We start from the raw sequence: 16,896 nt of genomic DNA on the forward strand, positions 1-16,896 counted from the left end.
AATACGATAATAATTAGGAAGAATTTTCATGAAAAAGATTTTACTTTTGTCGACTTTGACGGTTTTACTTTCGGGTTGTGCGGCCATGAGCGTCGAGCAATGTAAAACAGCAAATTGGTTCAATGTGGGCGAAAAAGATGGCTCAAATGGTCATGATTCACGCCTGGATAAATATTATTCTTCCTGTCAAAAAGCCAATATTGTGCCGAATCAAAAGCTGTATGAACAAGGTTATCAAAAAGGCTTGGGCTATTACTGCCGACCAGAAAATATTTTTAGTGAAGCCTTGGAAGGTCGTGGCGATATTCGTGTGTGTCCAATCGACAAACGTGAATCTTTGCGTAGCTACTATCAAGTTGCCAATGAATATTATCAGGCAGATTCAGAGTTTAATCGCTCCCAAAGCGATATGAACCGCTATTTAAAAGAATTAGAACGTAAAGATCTTTCAACAAAGGTTCGGGATGATTATCAAAAACGCTTATATGACCTACGTATCAATAGCAGTTGGGTACAGTCTCGTTATCAGGAGGCGGTTCGCAATCTGGAACGTTTTAAGGCAGAACATGGTTTGAATTAAAACTTTAATTTATAATGCTTATTTTTAAAAATCCATGGTTGCAGCCGTGGATTTTTTGTTTTGTAGTGCACACATTTGAGTTACATACCTGATGGTATGGGGATGTTTAAATGGTGAAGAAGCAAATAAATAATGAAGGGAGGAATGCTGTATGCAAGCCAAGTTACTTATTGCCTTGGGGATTATGCTCTATGGCGGCATGAACTCAGCCTATGCAATTGATGCAAAATATAGACAACAATTAGAACAATCCGGTTGTACTCAAGTCAGTGAAGCACAAGGTTGTGATATTAGCAAAAGCAAAGAAGAAAATAGCAAAGCTGGATTTGTTGAGCAAATGCTAGAAACAGCAACGCCAACCGTGTCGACACAGCAACCACAGTGGGTTGCGGAAAGATCAGATGGAACACCTTTGGCGTTTATTAGAATTGACCAGCAACAACGAGTCTGGGTCAATGACACGCGCGTGATTGCGGTCAAGAAAAAGGATCGGTTGACTTTTAGGCAGGGTAAAATTAATTACATCATTTTTACCGATTTAGATAAACAGCCGCAAAGCTTTTGGGATGACCGTTATTCGGCTGATAAAGGCAAAATTGTATTTCGTTAATTTGATCGTGTTGGATAAAAAAAGGGAATTATTTTGCAATAATTCCCTCGCACAGTTTAAAGATAATAACTGGTTTTGGTCATCAGTTTTGAAATAGCGGTCATAGTAATGCGTACTGGTACAGGCAAATCTACGCCACCTGCATTGAGTGCCGTGTCACGATGATGCAATTCATCTTCATTCATCTGTTCCAAAATTTTACGTGAACGGTCATCATGAGCGGGAAGCTGCTGGATGTGTTCTTGTAAATGTTGACTCACTTGACGTTCAGTTTCAGCGACAAAGCCTAAGCTGTATTTGTCGCCTGCAATCCCTGCAATTGCACCCATCCCATAAGACAGGCCGTACCAAATTGGATTTAACACACTGGTGTGGCTATCCAGTTCTTTTAAGCGATCTTCACACCATGCCAAATGGTCTTGTTCTTCAATCGCTGCTTGCTGCATTTCTTCACGCACATGTGGCAATTTTGCAGTCAGCGCTTGACCGTGATAAAGCGCTTGAGCACACACTTCACCACTGTGATTGACGCGCATCAAGCCTGCAACATGGCGGGCATCACTGACACACAATTGTGAAGGTTCTTCATTGGCAGGATTGCTGCGTTGTGCACTGGTCGCACCGGGTACCAAACTACGTAAAGCTTGATCAAAGGAATTAATAAGTTTATCGAGACCTGTGTAATGACGCATATATTAATCCTCTAATGTGTTGGGCGCATTTTCCAATAACGGTTTTAGACGTTTTAATAACCAAAATGAAAAAATTGCACTTAAAACAGCGGTAATGGTGAATAAGATTTTAATATCAATTTTTAAAATGCTTAAGATCAAAATAGAAAAAACTGCGGAAGAGACCATAAATACAGCATTTAAAATGTTATTTGCGGCAACAACACGGGCACGATGTGAGCGCGGTGAATAGGCTTGCATCATGGCATACAGTGGCACGATATAGAACCCACCGCTAATTCCCAGTAAAGTCACTGCCAGCATGACATGGTAATAGACTGCACCCAGTGTAAACATATCTTTTAAACTGAGTAGCTCACCTGTATGCTCAGGTACAAAAGCCAGACTGGCTGCCAGATAGAGGGCAAACACAGTCAAACCAATTGCCCCATAGGGCACCATTTTGATATTGATATCAGTACCACCGATGCGTCGACAAAGTAAAGAACCGACACCGATACCAACCGAGAAAAAGGTAAGTAACAGGCTGACTACATTTTCTGAGGCGTGCAGGTTTTGCTGAGTCAGCTGTGGGATTTGAGTCAGGTAGGTTGCACCATAAAACCAGTACCAAGAATTACCCAATAAAATCACAAACACAATCGGAATGCTTTTGGCATAGGCAATGGTTTGAAAACTGGTACGGATAAAGTTCCAGTCAATTTCGAGATCAGGTGCTGCAACTTTTTGCGGCAGAATAAAGCGGCTACATAAATAGCCTAAGCAAGCAATAGTAACAACAGTGATACTAATCCAAAGTAGATTACCTTGCGAAGTAGCAATCACCGCACCGCCTAAAATCATTCCCAATAAAATTGCAATAGAAGTGCCTGACTGGAACAGTGCATTACCTGACATCAGCTCTTGTGGTTTTAAAATTTCAGGCAAAATCGCATACTTGATGGGGCCAAAACAGGTGGAGTGAGTACCCATTAAAAACAAGGCAAACAGTAATAACCATAGATTTCCAAGTAGGAAGCCAGCAGTACCAATCAACATGATCACGATTTCTAATATTTTAATGAAGCGAATCAGTTGTGAGCGCTCATATTTATCTGCGATTTGTCCGGCAGTTGCTGAGAAAAAGAAGTAGGGCAAAATAAACAATAAGGCAGCTAAATTATTTAAGGTACTGATCTCAGCACTTTGTTGTTGAATCCACCCATAAGTAATCACTAACAGCAGCGCTTGCTTATAAACATTATCATTCAGTGCGCCAAAAAACTGAGTGAAAAACATCGGGGCGAAGCGACGCGATGTCATTAAGCGCTCATCTTGTTTCATCATGTGTTCACTTCATTGTGATTTATAAAAAAATGTGACGAACTGTAAAAATGTGATGAAATGCATGTATGATACCTATGTCTGATTGGATGAAAAATCAAAGATTTGAAGTTATTTCACCCATCAAAAACGATAAATTAAAAAACAAGTTTAGAGTTTTACATGCCATCTAAAACGAAGTTTAAACAGTCGACACTGGTTCATTCTATGCATTTAATTTTTAAAATGCAGGGGGTTCCTAAACTTATTTGTAGTAGTTTTTTAATTAGTTCTTGTATATCAGTTGTTTATGCTCAAGAGCAAATTTTGGGTGCGCCTGAAAATCAGGCAACCGAACAGAACGAGCAAGTCGCTGCAGTGGCAGTTGCTGCCGCTGCACCGATCCCACCAGCGATCAATGCTTCTGATTTGGGTGTGCTACCTGGACAAGACAGTTTGACTGCATTAAAAGAACAAGAGCAATCAAGTAATCAGATTAATGAATTAAAACCGATTCAGTTGGATGATAATCTGGAAAATTTGCCTGTGATTCCCGTCGATCAAGGTATGGCAAATGAAATTTTTCGTGTTGCAGAAGATGCCAAAAATGAAGCACAAGCATATCGAGATCAAACCGCTAAAAATCCTGCCCCTGTCATCGGCGATGTGTCGCAAACTGAGTTAACAGAGATTAAACAGGCACCATTGAATATCGATCAGTTAATGAGTGATATCCAGTCGGACAGTAAAATTGTGGTTGAAGCCAATGAAACGGGCAAGACTTTAGCTGAGTTTCAAACTAAGTCAGATCAACCTGCTGAAAAAGTTGGTTTCTTTAAGCGTATCATTAACCGTTTGCGCCCTGATAATTTAGTCAATGCAGATAAAATCCCACGGATTTCTGCTGATGTGAGTGGCGCACCACCTATTCTGGCACTTAATATTAAGGCCAAGTTGTCGAGTTTCACGCAAGAATCTTTTGAAGATTTTAATGTGGCTTTACCGCAATTGCGTGCATTGACTAATCAGGCTGCGCAAGCAGTAGGTTATTACAATGCGACTTATACTTTTGTCAAAGAAAGTGACAGTAAGGTAAAAGTGATTGTGGTTCCGAATGAACCCGTCAAAATTAAAGAACAGAATATTGAATTTACCGGTGCAGGCGCAAATACACCACAGTTCCAGGTGCTGCGCTTAATTCCAGAACAGGATGTTGGTGATATTTTTAATCATGGCTCATACGAAGCAATGAAAACTAAAATTACCAATGTTGCTGCAGATAATGGTTATTTTGATGCATTTTGGCGCTTGCATGATGTCAAGATTTCTCAGCCTGAGAAAACGGCTGATATTAATTTAAAGTATGAAACAGGCGAGCGTTATAAATTAAAGCAAGTTGAGTATCGGATGAGTGATCCGAGCAAGCCATTGCCATTAACCCAAAAAGTTCTAGATAGTTTAGCACCTTGGAAGGAGGGCGATGACTATGCCTTCTGGCGTGTCAATGCTTTGGCAAATAACTTAACCAACACGCGTTATTTTAACTATACCTTGGTTGATACCATCAAGCCCGATGCAATTCAGCCTCCTTTAGACTTACCACCTGATTTACAGGCCTTGGTCGACCAGCAACGTATTCAGCAATCACAATTGATGAGTAGTCAACAAAAGGCGGATATTGCGCGTGCCAAAATAACCTCTGCACAAGAGGTCACGCAGGATGTTGTCGATGAATCACAATTCTCTGGCGGCCAACCAGCACAACCTTATGCACTGGCGCGTTCTATGCCAATGCCGCCTGTACATGACGATGATGATGAACAACGTCAGAAGCTTGAAGAACAAGCGCGGGTAGAACAAAAAATTCCTGTTGTAGTAACGCTGAATGCAGATCGCTTAAATAGCCTTGAAACAGGTATTGGTTATGGCACGGACACGGGTGCACGTATCCGTACTCAGTACCGTCGTGCGATTGTGAATAAATATGGTCACTCATTTGATGCCAACTTCGAGCTTTCTGAGATTCGTCAATCGATAGATGGTCGCTATAGTATTCCTTATAAGCATCCATTAAATGACTACTTCAACCTTGTCGGTGGTTATGAGCGTGAAACACGTGACGATATTGGTCCTGATGTGAACCTGTTGGTTGAGTCGGCGGTTCTGGGTGGGGAGCGTGTCATTAAGAACCCACTCGGTGACTGGCAACATACCTTCGGCTTACGTTATCGTTTAGACCGCCTAACCAAAAAAGGTGATGTGAATATCGATGAACTGCCGGATGCCTTTAAAGTATCGGGAATCGACTCTGAGCAAGAATCATTATTGTTGGGTTATGAAGCATCTAAAACCAATACCAATACACGTTTAAACCCAACGCGCGGTTTTAAGCAAACCTATAAAGTTGAATTGGGAACAGAGTCTTTGCTTTCAGATGCCAATATGGCAATTGTAAGTGCTGGCTGGCGTTTTATTTATTCATTGGGTGAAAACGACAATCATCAATTTGTTGGTCGTGGTGATACAAGTTATATCTTCACAGATGATTTTAATAAAGTACCGTATAACCTACGTTTCTTTACAGGTGGTGATCAGTCTTTGCGTGGTTTTGACTATAAGAGCTTATCACCTGAAGAAAACGGCTATAAAATAGGTGGCCAAGCCTTGGCTGTTGGCTCTTTGGAATATAATTATCAATTTAAAGATGGCTGGCGTGCTGCTGTGTTTTCGGACTTTGGTAACGCCTATGACAAACAATTTAGCAACCCAACAGAATATAGTGTGGGTGTTGGTATCCGCTGGAGATCGCCAATTGGACCAATTCGATTAGATATCGCATCGGGTATTTCGAATGATAATAATCCAATTCGTTTGCATTTCTTTATTGGTCCACAACTTTAAAAACTTTTTAGCCCTTTAATTTATAAGGGCAAAACAATCTCGGGTTGATTATGACGGAAGTAGAACAGCAACTTACACCTCCAACAGAACCAAGACAGCAACGGCGTATTTTTCGAAATATCGCGCTGATTTTATTGATCATTATTTTATTATTGGTCAGCTCTTTGCTTGTCATGATGTCTACGGATAAAGGGAGTCGCTTTTTATTAGACCGTGTACTTCAAAGCCAAAAAATTATCAAATATCAATACGAGAGCGGCAACCTGTTATCTGGCATCATTCTTAAAAATGTGCTGGTTGAATTGGATGCAATTGAAATCTCTTTAGATCGTGCCGACGTGTCTTTGGGTTGGCGGGCGATTTTAAAAAAAGAAGTACACCTCAGCCATGCTGATGTACGTAATCTAAAAATTATTGATAAAAAACCACCTTCGGGTAAGCCCTTTGGATTTGATCCGATTAAGTTACCCTTTGTACTGCGTGTTGATGATGCAACTTTAGATCATTTAGAGTTTCAAACTACAACGTCGAAGGTTGATTTTAGTGACATCTTTCTAAAAGATGCATTGTGGTCGGAAACCAAATTAAAGTTTAAAGACTCTCGCATGAAGATGGAGTATTTAGCTGTCCAAAATGCTTCGGGAGAGATGGATTTTAGTGGTAAATACCCATTAAATGCCAAAGCAGACCTGATTATTCCATCATTGAAAAGTCTGGATATTGAGATCATCAAAGTCGCTGCCAGAGGTAGTCTGGATACCTTAAAGGTCGGTGTTGCAACACGGACACCAGATTTACTGACGGGTTGGGCGGTTGTTCATCCAGTACGTGACCATGTGCCAATGAATGGTGAGCTATTCTTTAAAAATTATCACTTACCATTAATTAAAGATCAGAAGTTATTTGCAAAAGATGGCATCGCAAGATTTAAAGGGGATATTCAAAAGTTAGTCTTAACTTTAGATACTGATTTAAAAGGCGAGCAAGTTCCAGAGGGGCAATATACTGCGCTGATGGATACGGATTTAACTCATCAATTGAACATTCGCGAGTTTAATGGTCAACTGATGGGCGGTACAGCGAATTTGTTAGGTTCCGTTAATTGGCACGACCACGTCTCGTGGGATGTGAAAGGGCGTTTGGAGCGCTTGGATCCAAAAGACAAAACAGTACCGCAAATCGCGCAAGACTTTTTGCCACCAAATCTGGATGCGAACTTAAGTTCAACCGGTTCTTTGGAAAAAGGTTTGGTTGTCAATGCACAGCTCGCCTTTGATAAATATGAAACTTGGGCAGTTAAGCTCAATCAGGACGAAGAAAAAGACAATAAGCCTCAGCCGATGTTGCTGGATGTTTCCTGGAAAGGCATTGACCGTGCTATGCCATATATTGGCTGGCTGAGTAGTGAAGAAGGTCATACCAATCTGACCTTAAAAGAAGGTCAGCAAGATATCTATGTCGCAACGACAATCCGTCCACATGAGCAGGCATTATTGCCAACAGGTAAATATGACGCCCGTTTAGATGTTAAGGGTGACCTGTTAAATGTTGAAAATTTCCGCTACGAAGCAGAAAAAGGCAGTTTGACTGGACAAGCAAAAGTTAAATTACCAACTGAAAAACAACAGCTATCATGGCAAGCGCAACTCAAGGCGCAGGATTTTAATCCGCAAACGATTGCGGCAGCAGCACCGATTAACTTATTGAACGGTGAAATCAAAGCCAGTGGTTTTGCTAAACCAAATCAACAAATTATTCAGCTTGAACAGATTGACTTAAAAGGGCAATTGCCACAAGACAATAAGACAGAAACCATCGCTTTAAAAGGTAAAAGTACCGCTGCCCTGATTTTTAATGATGAAAAAGCGGGGGGTGGCTTCAAGAGTTTTGCAGTGAATTATGATGGGTCCTTAAATGCATTGAATCAAGGTGATGGTGTATTAAAGATTAAAATTGCAGGTACACCAGATTACATCAAGATTAATGAACTCAATCATGACGGTGTTGCGGGCAAAGTTTATGCCACAGGCGCAGTCAATCTCAAAGACAAACTGGGTTGGGATATTGATGCTTCATTGGTACGCTTTAAGCCACAGTATTTTGTCTCAAGTGTTAAAGGTGAAGTTTCTGGGCGAGTGAAAACACAGGGCGTATGGTCAGACAAACTCAAGCGTATTGATATTCGTGAATTGAATACGGCGGGCTTTATCAATAATAAACCGATTCGTGGTCGTGGTAATCTCAGCTTGCTATTGGACTCAAATCAAGAAGGCTTCTTGCCGCAGCAGTTTGAAGCCAATGATCTATTCTTTGCTTATGCACAGAACCAGCTTCAAGCCACAGGTAATGCGCAAAATTTACGTATTAAACTGAATGCGCCTGCATTGTATGAGCTGTATCCGGGCTTGCGTGGTCGAGCTTATGGCAGTTTAAATGTACAGTCGAAACCACGTCTAAGAGCAACTGCGAACATCATGGTCGATAATTTTGCTTTTAACGATCTGGTGACGATTCGTTCCTTGCGTGTACAGGGTGAATTGCCGACCTCTGAAACCACGCCTACGCAATTGACAGCGACTTTGGATCGATTGCGTAATGGCAATCGTGAAATTGAACAAGCAACAGTAAACTTGGCGGGAACACGTAAAGCACACGTATTAAAGGTAGAGAGTAAAAACCGTCAATCGAATTTTTATCTTCAGCTTGCGGGTGGTTTTAATCCGAAGAATGACTGGCTTGGACAACTGCAAAAAGGTAATTTTACTTCACGTAATATTCGTTTGGTACAAAACCAGAGTGCGCCGATTATCTATACCGCGACGCAACAAGAGCTCTATGTTGGTCAGCACTGCTGGCAGAGTTCCGGCAGTCAGTTATGTCTAGATCAACCTGCACGTATTAGTAAGGAAAAAGGCAGTTTTTCATTTATTACCAAAAATCTGGATTTAAAAGACTTCACAGCATTTATGCCTGAAGGTCTGGCAGTGACGGGTCAATTGAATGGCTATGCCAAAGCAGCTTGGGCAAATGGTAGCCATCCTAAACTTGATGCGCGGTTAGTGACGCGTAAAGGTGAGATTGGATTGGCAGCGGATGATCCTCAGGATCCTGCAACGACAGTAACTTATGATGAGTTAAGTTTGATTGCCAAGAGTATCAGTGAAGGTTTGTTATTCCGTGTGGATATGAAAACGCCTGATATTGGTACGGGTTATGCCAATGTAATTATTGATCCATTCCAAAATAATATGCCGATGCGTGGCGAAGTGGCATTTGATGATGTACAGCTCAAAGTCTTTAAACCATTTATTAAAGATGTACGCTCAATGGCTGGAACTTTATCATTGGCTGGTAAGGTCAATGGAACCTTGACTCAGCCACAGGTTACAGGCGAGATGCGTTTAAAAAATGGCGCAATCAGTATGATCTCCCTGCCAGTCAATTTAAGTAATATCCAGCTTTATTCTTCTATACGACAGGACTCTGCAAGTATTGATGGGGCATTCAATAGTGGGCAAGGTGTAGGGCGTTTAAAAGGGAGCTTTGACTGGAAAAATGACCCACATCTCAACCTGACCTTAAAAGGTGATAATTTACTGGTGCGTCAGGCACCGATGATTACTGCAATTGTAGAACCTGATCTGACGCTGGACGTTTATCCGTTTAATCAGCGCTTAAGTTTAAAAGGGACGATTGATGTGCCGCGTGCGCGTATCTCGATGCCAGAAAGCTCTGCGACTGTGGTGAACTTGTCGCCTGATGTGCGTGTGGTACAACAAGGTCAAGACCTGCTTGCGACTTTAAAAGCAGCTAAACCATGGGATATCCGTGCCGATATGACGGTAACACTTGGTAATCAGGTGATTTTCCAAGGCTTCGAAAGTACCATTCCTTTAGCTGGCCGTTTACACCTTTCTCAACGTGGTCTAGAAACAGCAATGCGTGCCAATGGTGCGATTGGTGTCAGTCAGAAAGTGAAGATCGAAGCCTATGGTCAAAGTCTTGATTTGAACCGTGCTATTGCGCGTTTCAATGGACCATTGGCCAACCCGACATTGGATATTGATGCCAATAAACCGGTTCAAGGCAGCATGGTCGGGGTACGGGTCACGGGTACAGCCACCGTGCCGAATATTCAAATTTATAACGATGCAGGCTTGTCTGAACAGGAAGCGCTGAATGCTTTGCTGACTGGCCGTATTAATGAAGGTAACAGTGGTTTAAGCAATACCGAAGGCTTTAAGTCTGACGTCAATAACACCATTGCTGCTGCGGGTATTAGTATGGGCTTGGGAGGTACACGTGCCTTGACCAACCAGATTGGTCGAACCTTTGGTTTGAGTGGTTTGGCATTGGATGCACAGGGTACGGGCGATGATACGCAGGTGAGTCTGACTGGATATATCACGCCAGATCTGTTTATCCGTTATGGTATTGGTGTGTTTACCCCAGTAAATAAATTGACCTTGCGTTATCAGATGAACCGTCGTTTATATCTGGAAGCAAGTCAGTCTTTAGAGCGTGCGATTGACGTATTCTATAACTGGAGATTCTAAGCCTACTTTTAGCTTGGTTTAGCATCTGGAAGAGGAATTATTTCGATGAAATAGTTCCTCTTTTTTTTATGGATGTAACACTACCCGAACCTCTACAAAAAATTGATGATGGCAGATATATGGATGGTTTGAGGAATTTTTTAAACAGATTTTTATAGACATTATTTTAGAAAACAAAAATGTGATAGAATTGTTATAAATTATTGATAATAAAAGATTTTATGACATTTTTTGGAGGAAATAAATGAAATCTGTCACTTTTGGTCAGCTTTGGGCAGTGCTTGGCTTAGTGCTCATCAGTTCAACACTCCAAGTCAATGCCAAGGAATATTATAAGTGGGTCGATGCCAAAGGGGTCACTACCTATTCAGCAACACCACCACCGACACAAAAGCAAGAGCCGCAATTTGATTTTGTCAAAAAGAATGCCAATACTACGGTCACCCAACAAGCGAATGTACAAACGGTGACTACGGCCAAAGAAACAAAAATCACAACGGTGACTGCAACTGCCGCAACAACATCGACTAAGCCTGTCACTGCGACCACGGCAGCTACAAGCAATCTTAGTGTGACAAGTGAAATACTTATCCCTGTCAAAAACTGCAATGGGGTTAGATGTTGGGATATGAAAGGCAAGTCATATAATCTCGTCGCAGGAACGACATACCTCTCTGCCAATGGAGGAAAATGTCAAAAGTTAGGCAATAACATGCGCTGTAGCAAATGATTTGTATGTTTTTATTACGGAAAGCATTGTTTTAAAGGCTTCCTTTTGCAAAATAAACAAGTTTCAGTATGATGTGTGCATCAAATTAGCCGCAGTATGATGATGAAAAAAGTTTTGTTTATTGCAATAGGTTTAGTTTTGGCTGGTTGTGCTGAGAAAAAGCCGTTAACCCCTGAAGAACAATGGCATGGCTATTGCGTCAGTGTGGGCAACGCAGCACGTTCGATTACGCTAGATCGTCAAAATGGAATTGAGCAAAAACAAGCAACGGAATATGCGGCAAAGATTGAAGATGAGATGACACGCAAATTTATCTTTAAAATTTTGGACACGGTTTATGCACTTCCTGTTGATCAACTGAAAAAAGATCCAGAAGCATTACGTGAAAACTTAAAGAAACAGTTTATGGAAGAATGCTTGGTTACCCCACATGACAAGCTGCCAAACTATAAACTTTTTTAATGTGTATATAAAAAAGACAACACCGTTTGTCTTTTTTTATGGATGTAATTTATTGTTTTATTAGACTTTAACCTAAGACCAAAGCGGTATTTCAAAGGGATGAACATTTCGCTATAAAATAATGGGCATCACGTAGAAATACGGTAGTTGCATTAACATTTAACGCGAAGTCTAGTAAAATTTTGCTGTCCACATTACTTGTAAAGCTTGTAGCAAGCTGGAACTTACAAGTAATTTTTTAAAAAAGAGGAATAACACTGTGCTAGAAGCTTACCGCCAACACGTTGAAGAACGTGCCGCACTCGGAGTCCCACCGAAGCCACTTGATGATGCTCAAACTGCTGAACTCGTAGCCTTATTAAAAAATCCACCAGCAGGTGAAGAAGCTTATTTAGTCGATTTACTAGAAAATCGTGTTCCAGCAGGTGTTGACCAAGCTGCATATGTAAAAGCTGCTTTCTTAGCTGCTGTTGCAAAAGGCGAAGCAACCTCTCCACTCGTATCTAAAGAACGTGCAGTTTACCTACTAGGTACAATGCTTGGTGGTTATAACGTAGCACCACTTGTTGAACTTCTAGACAATGCTGAGCTTGCAGAATTAGCGGCTGAAGCATTAAAGAAAACACTTCTTGTATTTGATGCATTCCATGACGTAGCTGACAAAGCAAAAGCAGGCAATGCTGCTGCTAAAGCGGTATTACAATCTTGGGCAGATGCAGAATGGTTCACAAGCCGTGCTGATGTTCCAGAAGAAATCAAAATCACTGTGTTCAAAGTAACAGGTGAGACCAATACGGATGACTTGTCTCCAGCTCAAGACGCTTGGAGCCGTCCAGATATCCCATTACACGCAAACGCAATGTTGAAAAACGAGCGTGATGGTATCAACCCTGAAAAACCAGGTGAAGTTGGTCCATTAAACCAAATCAAAGAATTGATCGCGAAAGGCAACCAAGTTGCTTACGTAGGTGACGTTGTTGGTACAGGTTCTTCTCGTAAATCTGCAACTAACTCTGTACTTTGGTTCTTCGGTGACGAACTTCCACACATTCCAAACAAAAAAGATGGTGGTGTGTGCTTAGGGACTAAGATTGCGCCAATTTTCTTCAACACAATGGAAGATGCAGGTGCATTACCTGTAGAAATCGACGTTGCCAACATGAACATGGGCGACGAAGTTGTATTGAAAATTGATCACGCTGCTGCAAAAGTAACTGCATTCAAAGACGGTGCGCAAATTGCAGAAGCTGAGCTAAAAACGCCTGTACTTTTAGACGAAGTACGTGCTGGTGGTCGTATTAACTTGATCATTGGTCGTGGTTTGACTGCAAAAGCACGTGAAGAATTAGGTCTTGCACCTTCAGCATTGTTCCGTACGCCTGTACAACCTGCTGACACTGGCAAAGGCTTCACGCAAGCGCAGAAGATGGTTGGTCGTGCATGTGGTTTAGCAGAAGGCCAAGGTATCCGTCCGGGTACTTACTGTGAACCGAAGATGACCACTGTTGGTTCTCAAGATACAACGGGTCCGATGACGCGTGACGAGTTAAAAGACTTGGCATGCTTGGGTTTCTCAGCTGACTTAGTGATGCAGTCTTTCTGTCACACTGCTGCGTATCCAAAACCAGTTGACGTAACAACTCACCATACATTACCTGACTTCATTATGAACCGTGGTGGTGTATCTTTACGTCCAGGTGACGGTATTATCCACTCTTGGTTAAACCGTATGTTACTTCCAGATACTGTTGGTACTGGTGGTGACTCGCATACTCGTTTCCCAATCGGTATTTCATTCCCAGCGGGTTCTGGCCTTGTTGCGTTCGCAGCGGCAACTGGTGTTATGCCACTTGATATGCCTGAGTCTGTACTGGTTAAGTTCAAAGGTAAAATGCAGCCTGGTATCACTTTACGTGACCTTGTACATGCAATTCCTTACTACGCAATTCAAGCGGGTGACTTAACTGTAGAGAAGAAAGGTAAGAAAAACATCTTCTCTGGTCGTATCCTTGAGATCGATTTATCAGAAATGGAAAATGACTTGACGGTTGAGCAAGCATTCGAACTTTCTGATGCATCTGCTGAGCGTTCTGCTGCTGGTTGTTCAATCACACTTTCTGAAGAGAAAGTTGCTGAATACTTACGTTCTAACATCACCATGTTGAAGTGGATGATCGCAGAAGGTTATGGCGATGCTCGTACAATGGCGCGCCGTGCTGAAAACATGCAGAAGTGGTTAGACAACCCAAGCTTGTTAAAAGCGGATGCTGATGCAGAATACTTAAAAGTTTACGAAATTGATCTTGCTGACATCAAAGAACCAATTCTTTGCTGCCCGAACGATCCAGATGACGCGAAACTTCTTTCTGACGTTCAAGGCGACAAAATTGATGAAGTATTCATCGGTTCTTGTATGACCAACATCGGTCACTTCCGTGCAGCGGGTCAGTTACTTGACAAAGTACCTGGTGGTTCACTGTCTACTCGTTTATGGTTGGCTCCACCAACTCGTATGGACGAGCATCAATTGATGGAAGAAGGCTTGTATAACATCTATGGCCGTGCTGGTGCGCGTACAGAGATGCCTGGCTGTTCATTGTGTATGGGTAACCAAGCACGTGTAGCACCGAACACAACATGTGTATCGACTTCTACGCGTAACTTCCCGAACCGTTTAGGTCAAGGTGCAAACGTTTACTTGGCTTCTGCTGAGCTTGCATCTGTTGCTGCGGTTCTGGGTAAATTACCAAGCCCAGAAGAATATCAACAGTACGCGTCGCAAATCGACAGCGCTTCTGCTGACATCTACAAATACTTGAACTTCGACAAGATGAGCGAATATACAAAAGAAGCTGATCAAGTTGATACCAAGAAAATTTCTGCTGCTCAATTAACCTAATCTGTTAATTAGCTAAAAATAAGGGCTGAGTAATCAGCCCTTATTTTTTTATATAATTTTGCATTCATCTAAATTTTAAAACTAAGATATAAATCAAAAAATTATAGTGATTCCTAGGCTATGCATATCTGTTAATCTTAATTGATATGACCCTGTAATTTTGTCTTTACAGTTTAACCAGTTCATCGTTTAATTATTGAAAATTAGTGATTTAAAAAGTTGATTCTACTCAATGGCGAAACAATCCCGCTTCTTATGTATTGGTGGATTTCTTAACGGTTCAGCTGTTAAAGATCAAGGTGACAGTTTTATCTGTGTTGAAAATGGCAAACAAGTAAGCTACCACAAAAAGGAAATCTTCCATCAAGACTCGTGGCATCAAGATTACTACGTCTGCGAAACGACGACGGATCAACAAGCACGAAACTGGGTTTACGACATTAAGCCTGATTAATGAAGCTAATATAATTTTAGTATTCTTTAAAATATAAATGAAAAGGCCCCTTCTTAAGGGGCCTTTTTTAAACTAAATCATCCTACCAATACCCCAATACTTTCCACCAAAGTCCGCCAATCACCACAAAGATAATGATATTGACCACACTCATGACAAAGCCCGCTTTCCACCATTCACCCAGTGTGGTGTAACCTGAACCGAATACCACAGGCGATGTACCTGTTGCATAATGGGTTAAGGTCATCATGATGCTCGAAGCTGCTGCCATCATTAAGGCAAACAACATCGGTGGTGCACCCAATGCCAGTCCAGCCGTATAGAAGGCCGCAAACATCGCAGTGATATGTGCCGTGGTACTGGCAAACATATAATGTGCATACAGATAGGCGAGCATTAATAATAAACAGGCCGGCATCCAGCTCAGTCCTAAATGACCAATCCCTGTTTCTAACACACTTGAGAACCACGTGATTAAACCGAGCTTATTTAAATAAGTCGCCATCATCACCAAGGCAGCAAACCAAGTGATGGTATCCCACGCACTTTTTTGCGTCAGAATATCTTCCCAAGTCAGTACACCAGTTATCAGCAACAAGCCCAAACCAATAAAAGCAGTTGTGGTGGGGTCAACCGCCCAAGCTGAACCAAAAATCATGGCAGGGATGCCTGCCCATAACAGCAGCAAGATACCAAATACGCCGAGCATAATGATCTCATTTTTGCTGACTGGCCCCATTTCTTTTAACTTGGTTTTGGCAAACTGAGCTGCATTCGGAGTTTCTTTGACTTCAGGTGGATACATCCAGTACATGATCAACGGCATGATGATCAAGGCAATTAAACCCGGTAATAACATTGCCAATGCCCAAGTACTCCAACTCAAGGAAATCTGACTGTTGGTTGCTTTTGCCACCAAATCAACTACCAAAGGGTTAGGGGCGGTTGCAGTAATAAACATGGCAGAAGTAATCGGGTTGGCTTGGTAGTTGACCAAAGCTAAATATTTCCCCATTCGGCCTTCGGTGCCTTTGGTGGGGTCAGAGTCATAACTGGTGGAAATTGCACGAACAATCGGGTGAATAATCCCGCCACCACGTGCGGTATTACTTGGGGTAACAGGCGCAAGAATCAGTTCAGATAGCACCATGCTATAACCGATACCAATGGTTTTCTTGCCCCAAACCGCGATAAATAAATAGCCTAAGCGTGCACCCAATCCCGTTTTTTGCAAACCTTTAGAAATCATGATTGAAATACCAATCAACCAGATCAGCGGGTTGGCAAAGCTACTAAGCGCATCTTGAATGGCACCACTTGGACTATCATTAGTCACACCTGTTACGGCGACTAAAGTAATGGCAATAATTGCAATTGCACCAATCGGCATGGCTTTACCAATAATGGCAGCAATCACACCAACAAACATCGCCAGTAAATGCCAAGCATCAGGATCAACGCCAGAAGGTACAGGAATGACGAACCAGATCAGTAATGCAATAAATAAAGAGATCAGCGTCGGGAGAGCTTTAAATCCCATGTAAATTCCCCTTGTTGTACGGGTTTAATAAAATTTATAGTTCTTTATGAATGAATCGTTAAAGAAAATAACCACTAAGCTTTTATTATCGTTGAAGCAAGCGTCAAACTGCAAAGAAAGTTTTGTTGAAACAGCGTGATATAGGGCAATGAATTGGCAAATGGCTTCGT

11 protein-coding genes are annotated in these 16,896 nt (G+C 41.7%); 8 read left to right on the forward strand and 3 right to left on the reverse strand.

Annotated elements, in window-relative coordinates:
- Positions 1–28: 28 nt before the first annotated feature.
- Both F907_RS08655 and F907_RS08650 read left to right on the forward strand, forming a co-directional pair.
- Positions 29–580 (forward strand): DUF2799 domain-containing protein, encoded by a 552-nt coding sequence (locus F907_RS08655; protein ID WP_016652255.1) that lies wholly within the window; start codon positions 29–31, stop codon positions 578–580.
- Positions 581–731: 151 nt separating this feature from the next.
- Complete coding sequence (locus F907_RS08650; protein WP_016652256.1) at positions 732–1,190, forward strand: hypothetical protein; 459 nt, start codon at positions 732–734, stop codon at positions 1,188–1,190.
- 56 nt (positions 1,191–1,246) lie between these two features.
- Here F907_RS08650 and coq7 read toward each other — a convergent pair whose 3' ends face one another.
- Positions 1,247–1,882 carry a 2-polyprenyl-3-methyl-6-methoxy-1,4-benzoquinone monooxygenase gene (gene coq7 / locus F907_RS08645; RefSeq protein WP_005274783.1) on the reverse strand — a complete coding sequence of 212 codons (636 nt, stop codon included), beginning with the start codon at positions 1,880–1,882 and terminating at the stop codon, positions 1,247–1,249.
- Between the two features lie 3 nt (positions 1,883–1,885).
- Positions 1,886–3,208: an MFS transporter gene (locus tag F907_RS08640; RefSeq protein ID WP_016652257.1), complete on the reverse strand. Its 1,323-nt coding sequence runs from the start codon at positions 3,206–3,208 to the stop codon at positions 1,886–1,888.
- A 159-nt stretch (positions 3,209–3,367) separates the two neighbouring features.
- On the opposite strand from F907_RS08640, the gene F907_RS08635 reads away from it, so the two are divergent.
- From F907_RS08635 to F907_RS08610, 6 genes are all read left to right on the forward strand, one after another.
- Entirely contained in the window at positions 3,368–6,085 is a 2,718-nt protein-coding gene (locus tag F907_RS08635; RefSeq protein ID WP_016652258.1) for an autotransporter assembly complex protein TamA, read from the forward strand.
- Between the two features lie 50 nt (positions 6,086–6,135).
- The gene (locus tag F907_RS08630) at positions 6,136–10,641 is read left to right on the forward strand and encodes a translocation/assembly module TamB domain-containing protein (RefSeq protein WP_016652259.1); all 4,506 of its coding nucleotides are present in this window, start codon (positions 6,136–6,138) and stop codon (positions 10,639–10,641) included.
- A 244-nt stretch (positions 10,642–10,885) separates the two neighbouring features.
- Positions 10,886–11,371 carry a DUF4124 domain-containing protein gene (locus F907_RS08625; protein WP_016652260.1) on the forward strand — a complete coding sequence of 162 codons (486 nt, stop codon included), beginning with the start codon at positions 10,886–10,888 and terminating at the stop codon, positions 11,369–11,371.
- A 102-nt stretch (positions 11,372–11,473) separates the two neighbouring features.
- Positions 11,474–11,833, forward strand: coding sequence for a hypothetical protein (locus F907_RS08620; protein WP_004806476.1), 360 nt, complete (start codon positions 11,474–11,476; stop codon positions 11,831–11,833).
- Between the two features lie 259 nt (positions 11,834–12,092).
- Positions 12,093–14,732: a bifunctional aconitate hydratase 2/2-methylisocitrate dehydratase gene (locus F907_RS08615; protein WP_005274793.1), complete on the forward strand. Its 2,640-nt coding sequence runs from the start codon at positions 12,093–12,095 to the stop codon at positions 14,730–14,732.
- A gap of 232 nt (positions 14,733–14,964) precedes the next feature.
- Positions 14,965–15,186 (forward strand): hypothetical protein, encoded by a 222-nt coding sequence (locus tag F907_RS08610; RefSeq protein WP_004806481.1) that lies wholly within the window; start codon positions 14,965–14,967, stop codon positions 15,184–15,186.
- 82 nt (positions 15,187–15,268) lie between these two features.
- Here F907_RS08610 and F907_RS08605 read toward each other — a convergent pair whose 3' ends face one another.
- On the reverse strand, positions 15,269–16,726 hold the full coding sequence (locus F907_RS08605; RefSeq protein WP_016652261.1) for a DASS family sodium-coupled anion symporter: 1,458 nt from the start codon (positions 16,724–16,726) through the stop codon (positions 15,269–15,271).
- Positions 16,727–16,896 lie beyond the last annotated feature (170 nt).

This window comes from Acinetobacter colistiniresistens (assembly GCF_000413935.1).
In the GTDB taxonomy this organism is placed as follows: Bacteria; Pseudomonadota; Gammaproteobacteria; order Pseudomonadales; family Moraxellaceae; genus Acinetobacter; species Acinetobacter colistiniresistens.

What these genes read in the sequence shown, in the direction of transcription:
- F907_RS08635 (WP_016652258.1), top strand. Translation starts at nt 3,368, where the DNA reads ATGCCATCTAAAACGAAGTTTAAACAGTCGACACTGGTTCATTCTATG.
- F907_RS08650 (WP_016652256.1), top strand. Translation starts at nt 732, where the DNA reads ATGCAAGCCAAGTTACTTATTGCCTTGGGGATTATGCTCTATGGCGGC.
- F907_RS08640 (WP_016652257.1), bottom strand. Translation starts at nt 3,208, where the DNA reads ATGATGAAACAAGATGAGCGCTTAATGACATCGCGTCGCTTCGCCCCG.
- F907_RS08630 (WP_016652259.1), top strand. Translation starts at nt 6,136, where the DNA reads ATGACGGAAGTAGAACAGCAACTTACACCTCCAACAGAACCAAGACAG.
- F907_RS08610 (WP_004806481.1), top strand. Translation starts at nt 14,965, where the DNA reads ATGGCGAAACAATCCCGCTTCTTATGTATTGGTGGATTTCTTAACGGT.
- F907_RS08605 (WP_016652261.1), bottom strand. Translation starts at nt 16,726, where the DNA reads ATGGGATTTAAAGCTCTCCCGACGCTGATCTCTTTATTTATTGCATTA.
- F907_RS08625 (WP_016652260.1), top strand. Translation starts at nt 10,886, where the DNA reads ATGAAATCTGTCACTTTTGGTCAGCTTTGGGCAGTGCTTGGCTTAGTG.
- F907_RS08620 (WP_004806476.1), top strand. Translation starts at nt 11,474, where the DNA reads ATGAAAAAAGTTTTGTTTATTGCAATAGGTTTAGTTTTGGCTGGTTGT.
- F907_RS08655 (WP_016652255.1), top strand. Translation starts at nt 29, where the DNA reads ATGAAAAAGATTTTACTTTTGTCGACTTTGACGGTTTTACTTTCGGGT.
- coq7 (WP_005274783.1), bottom strand. Translation starts at nt 1,882, where the DNA reads ATGCGTCATTACACAGGTCTCGATAAACTTATTAATTCCTTTGATCAA.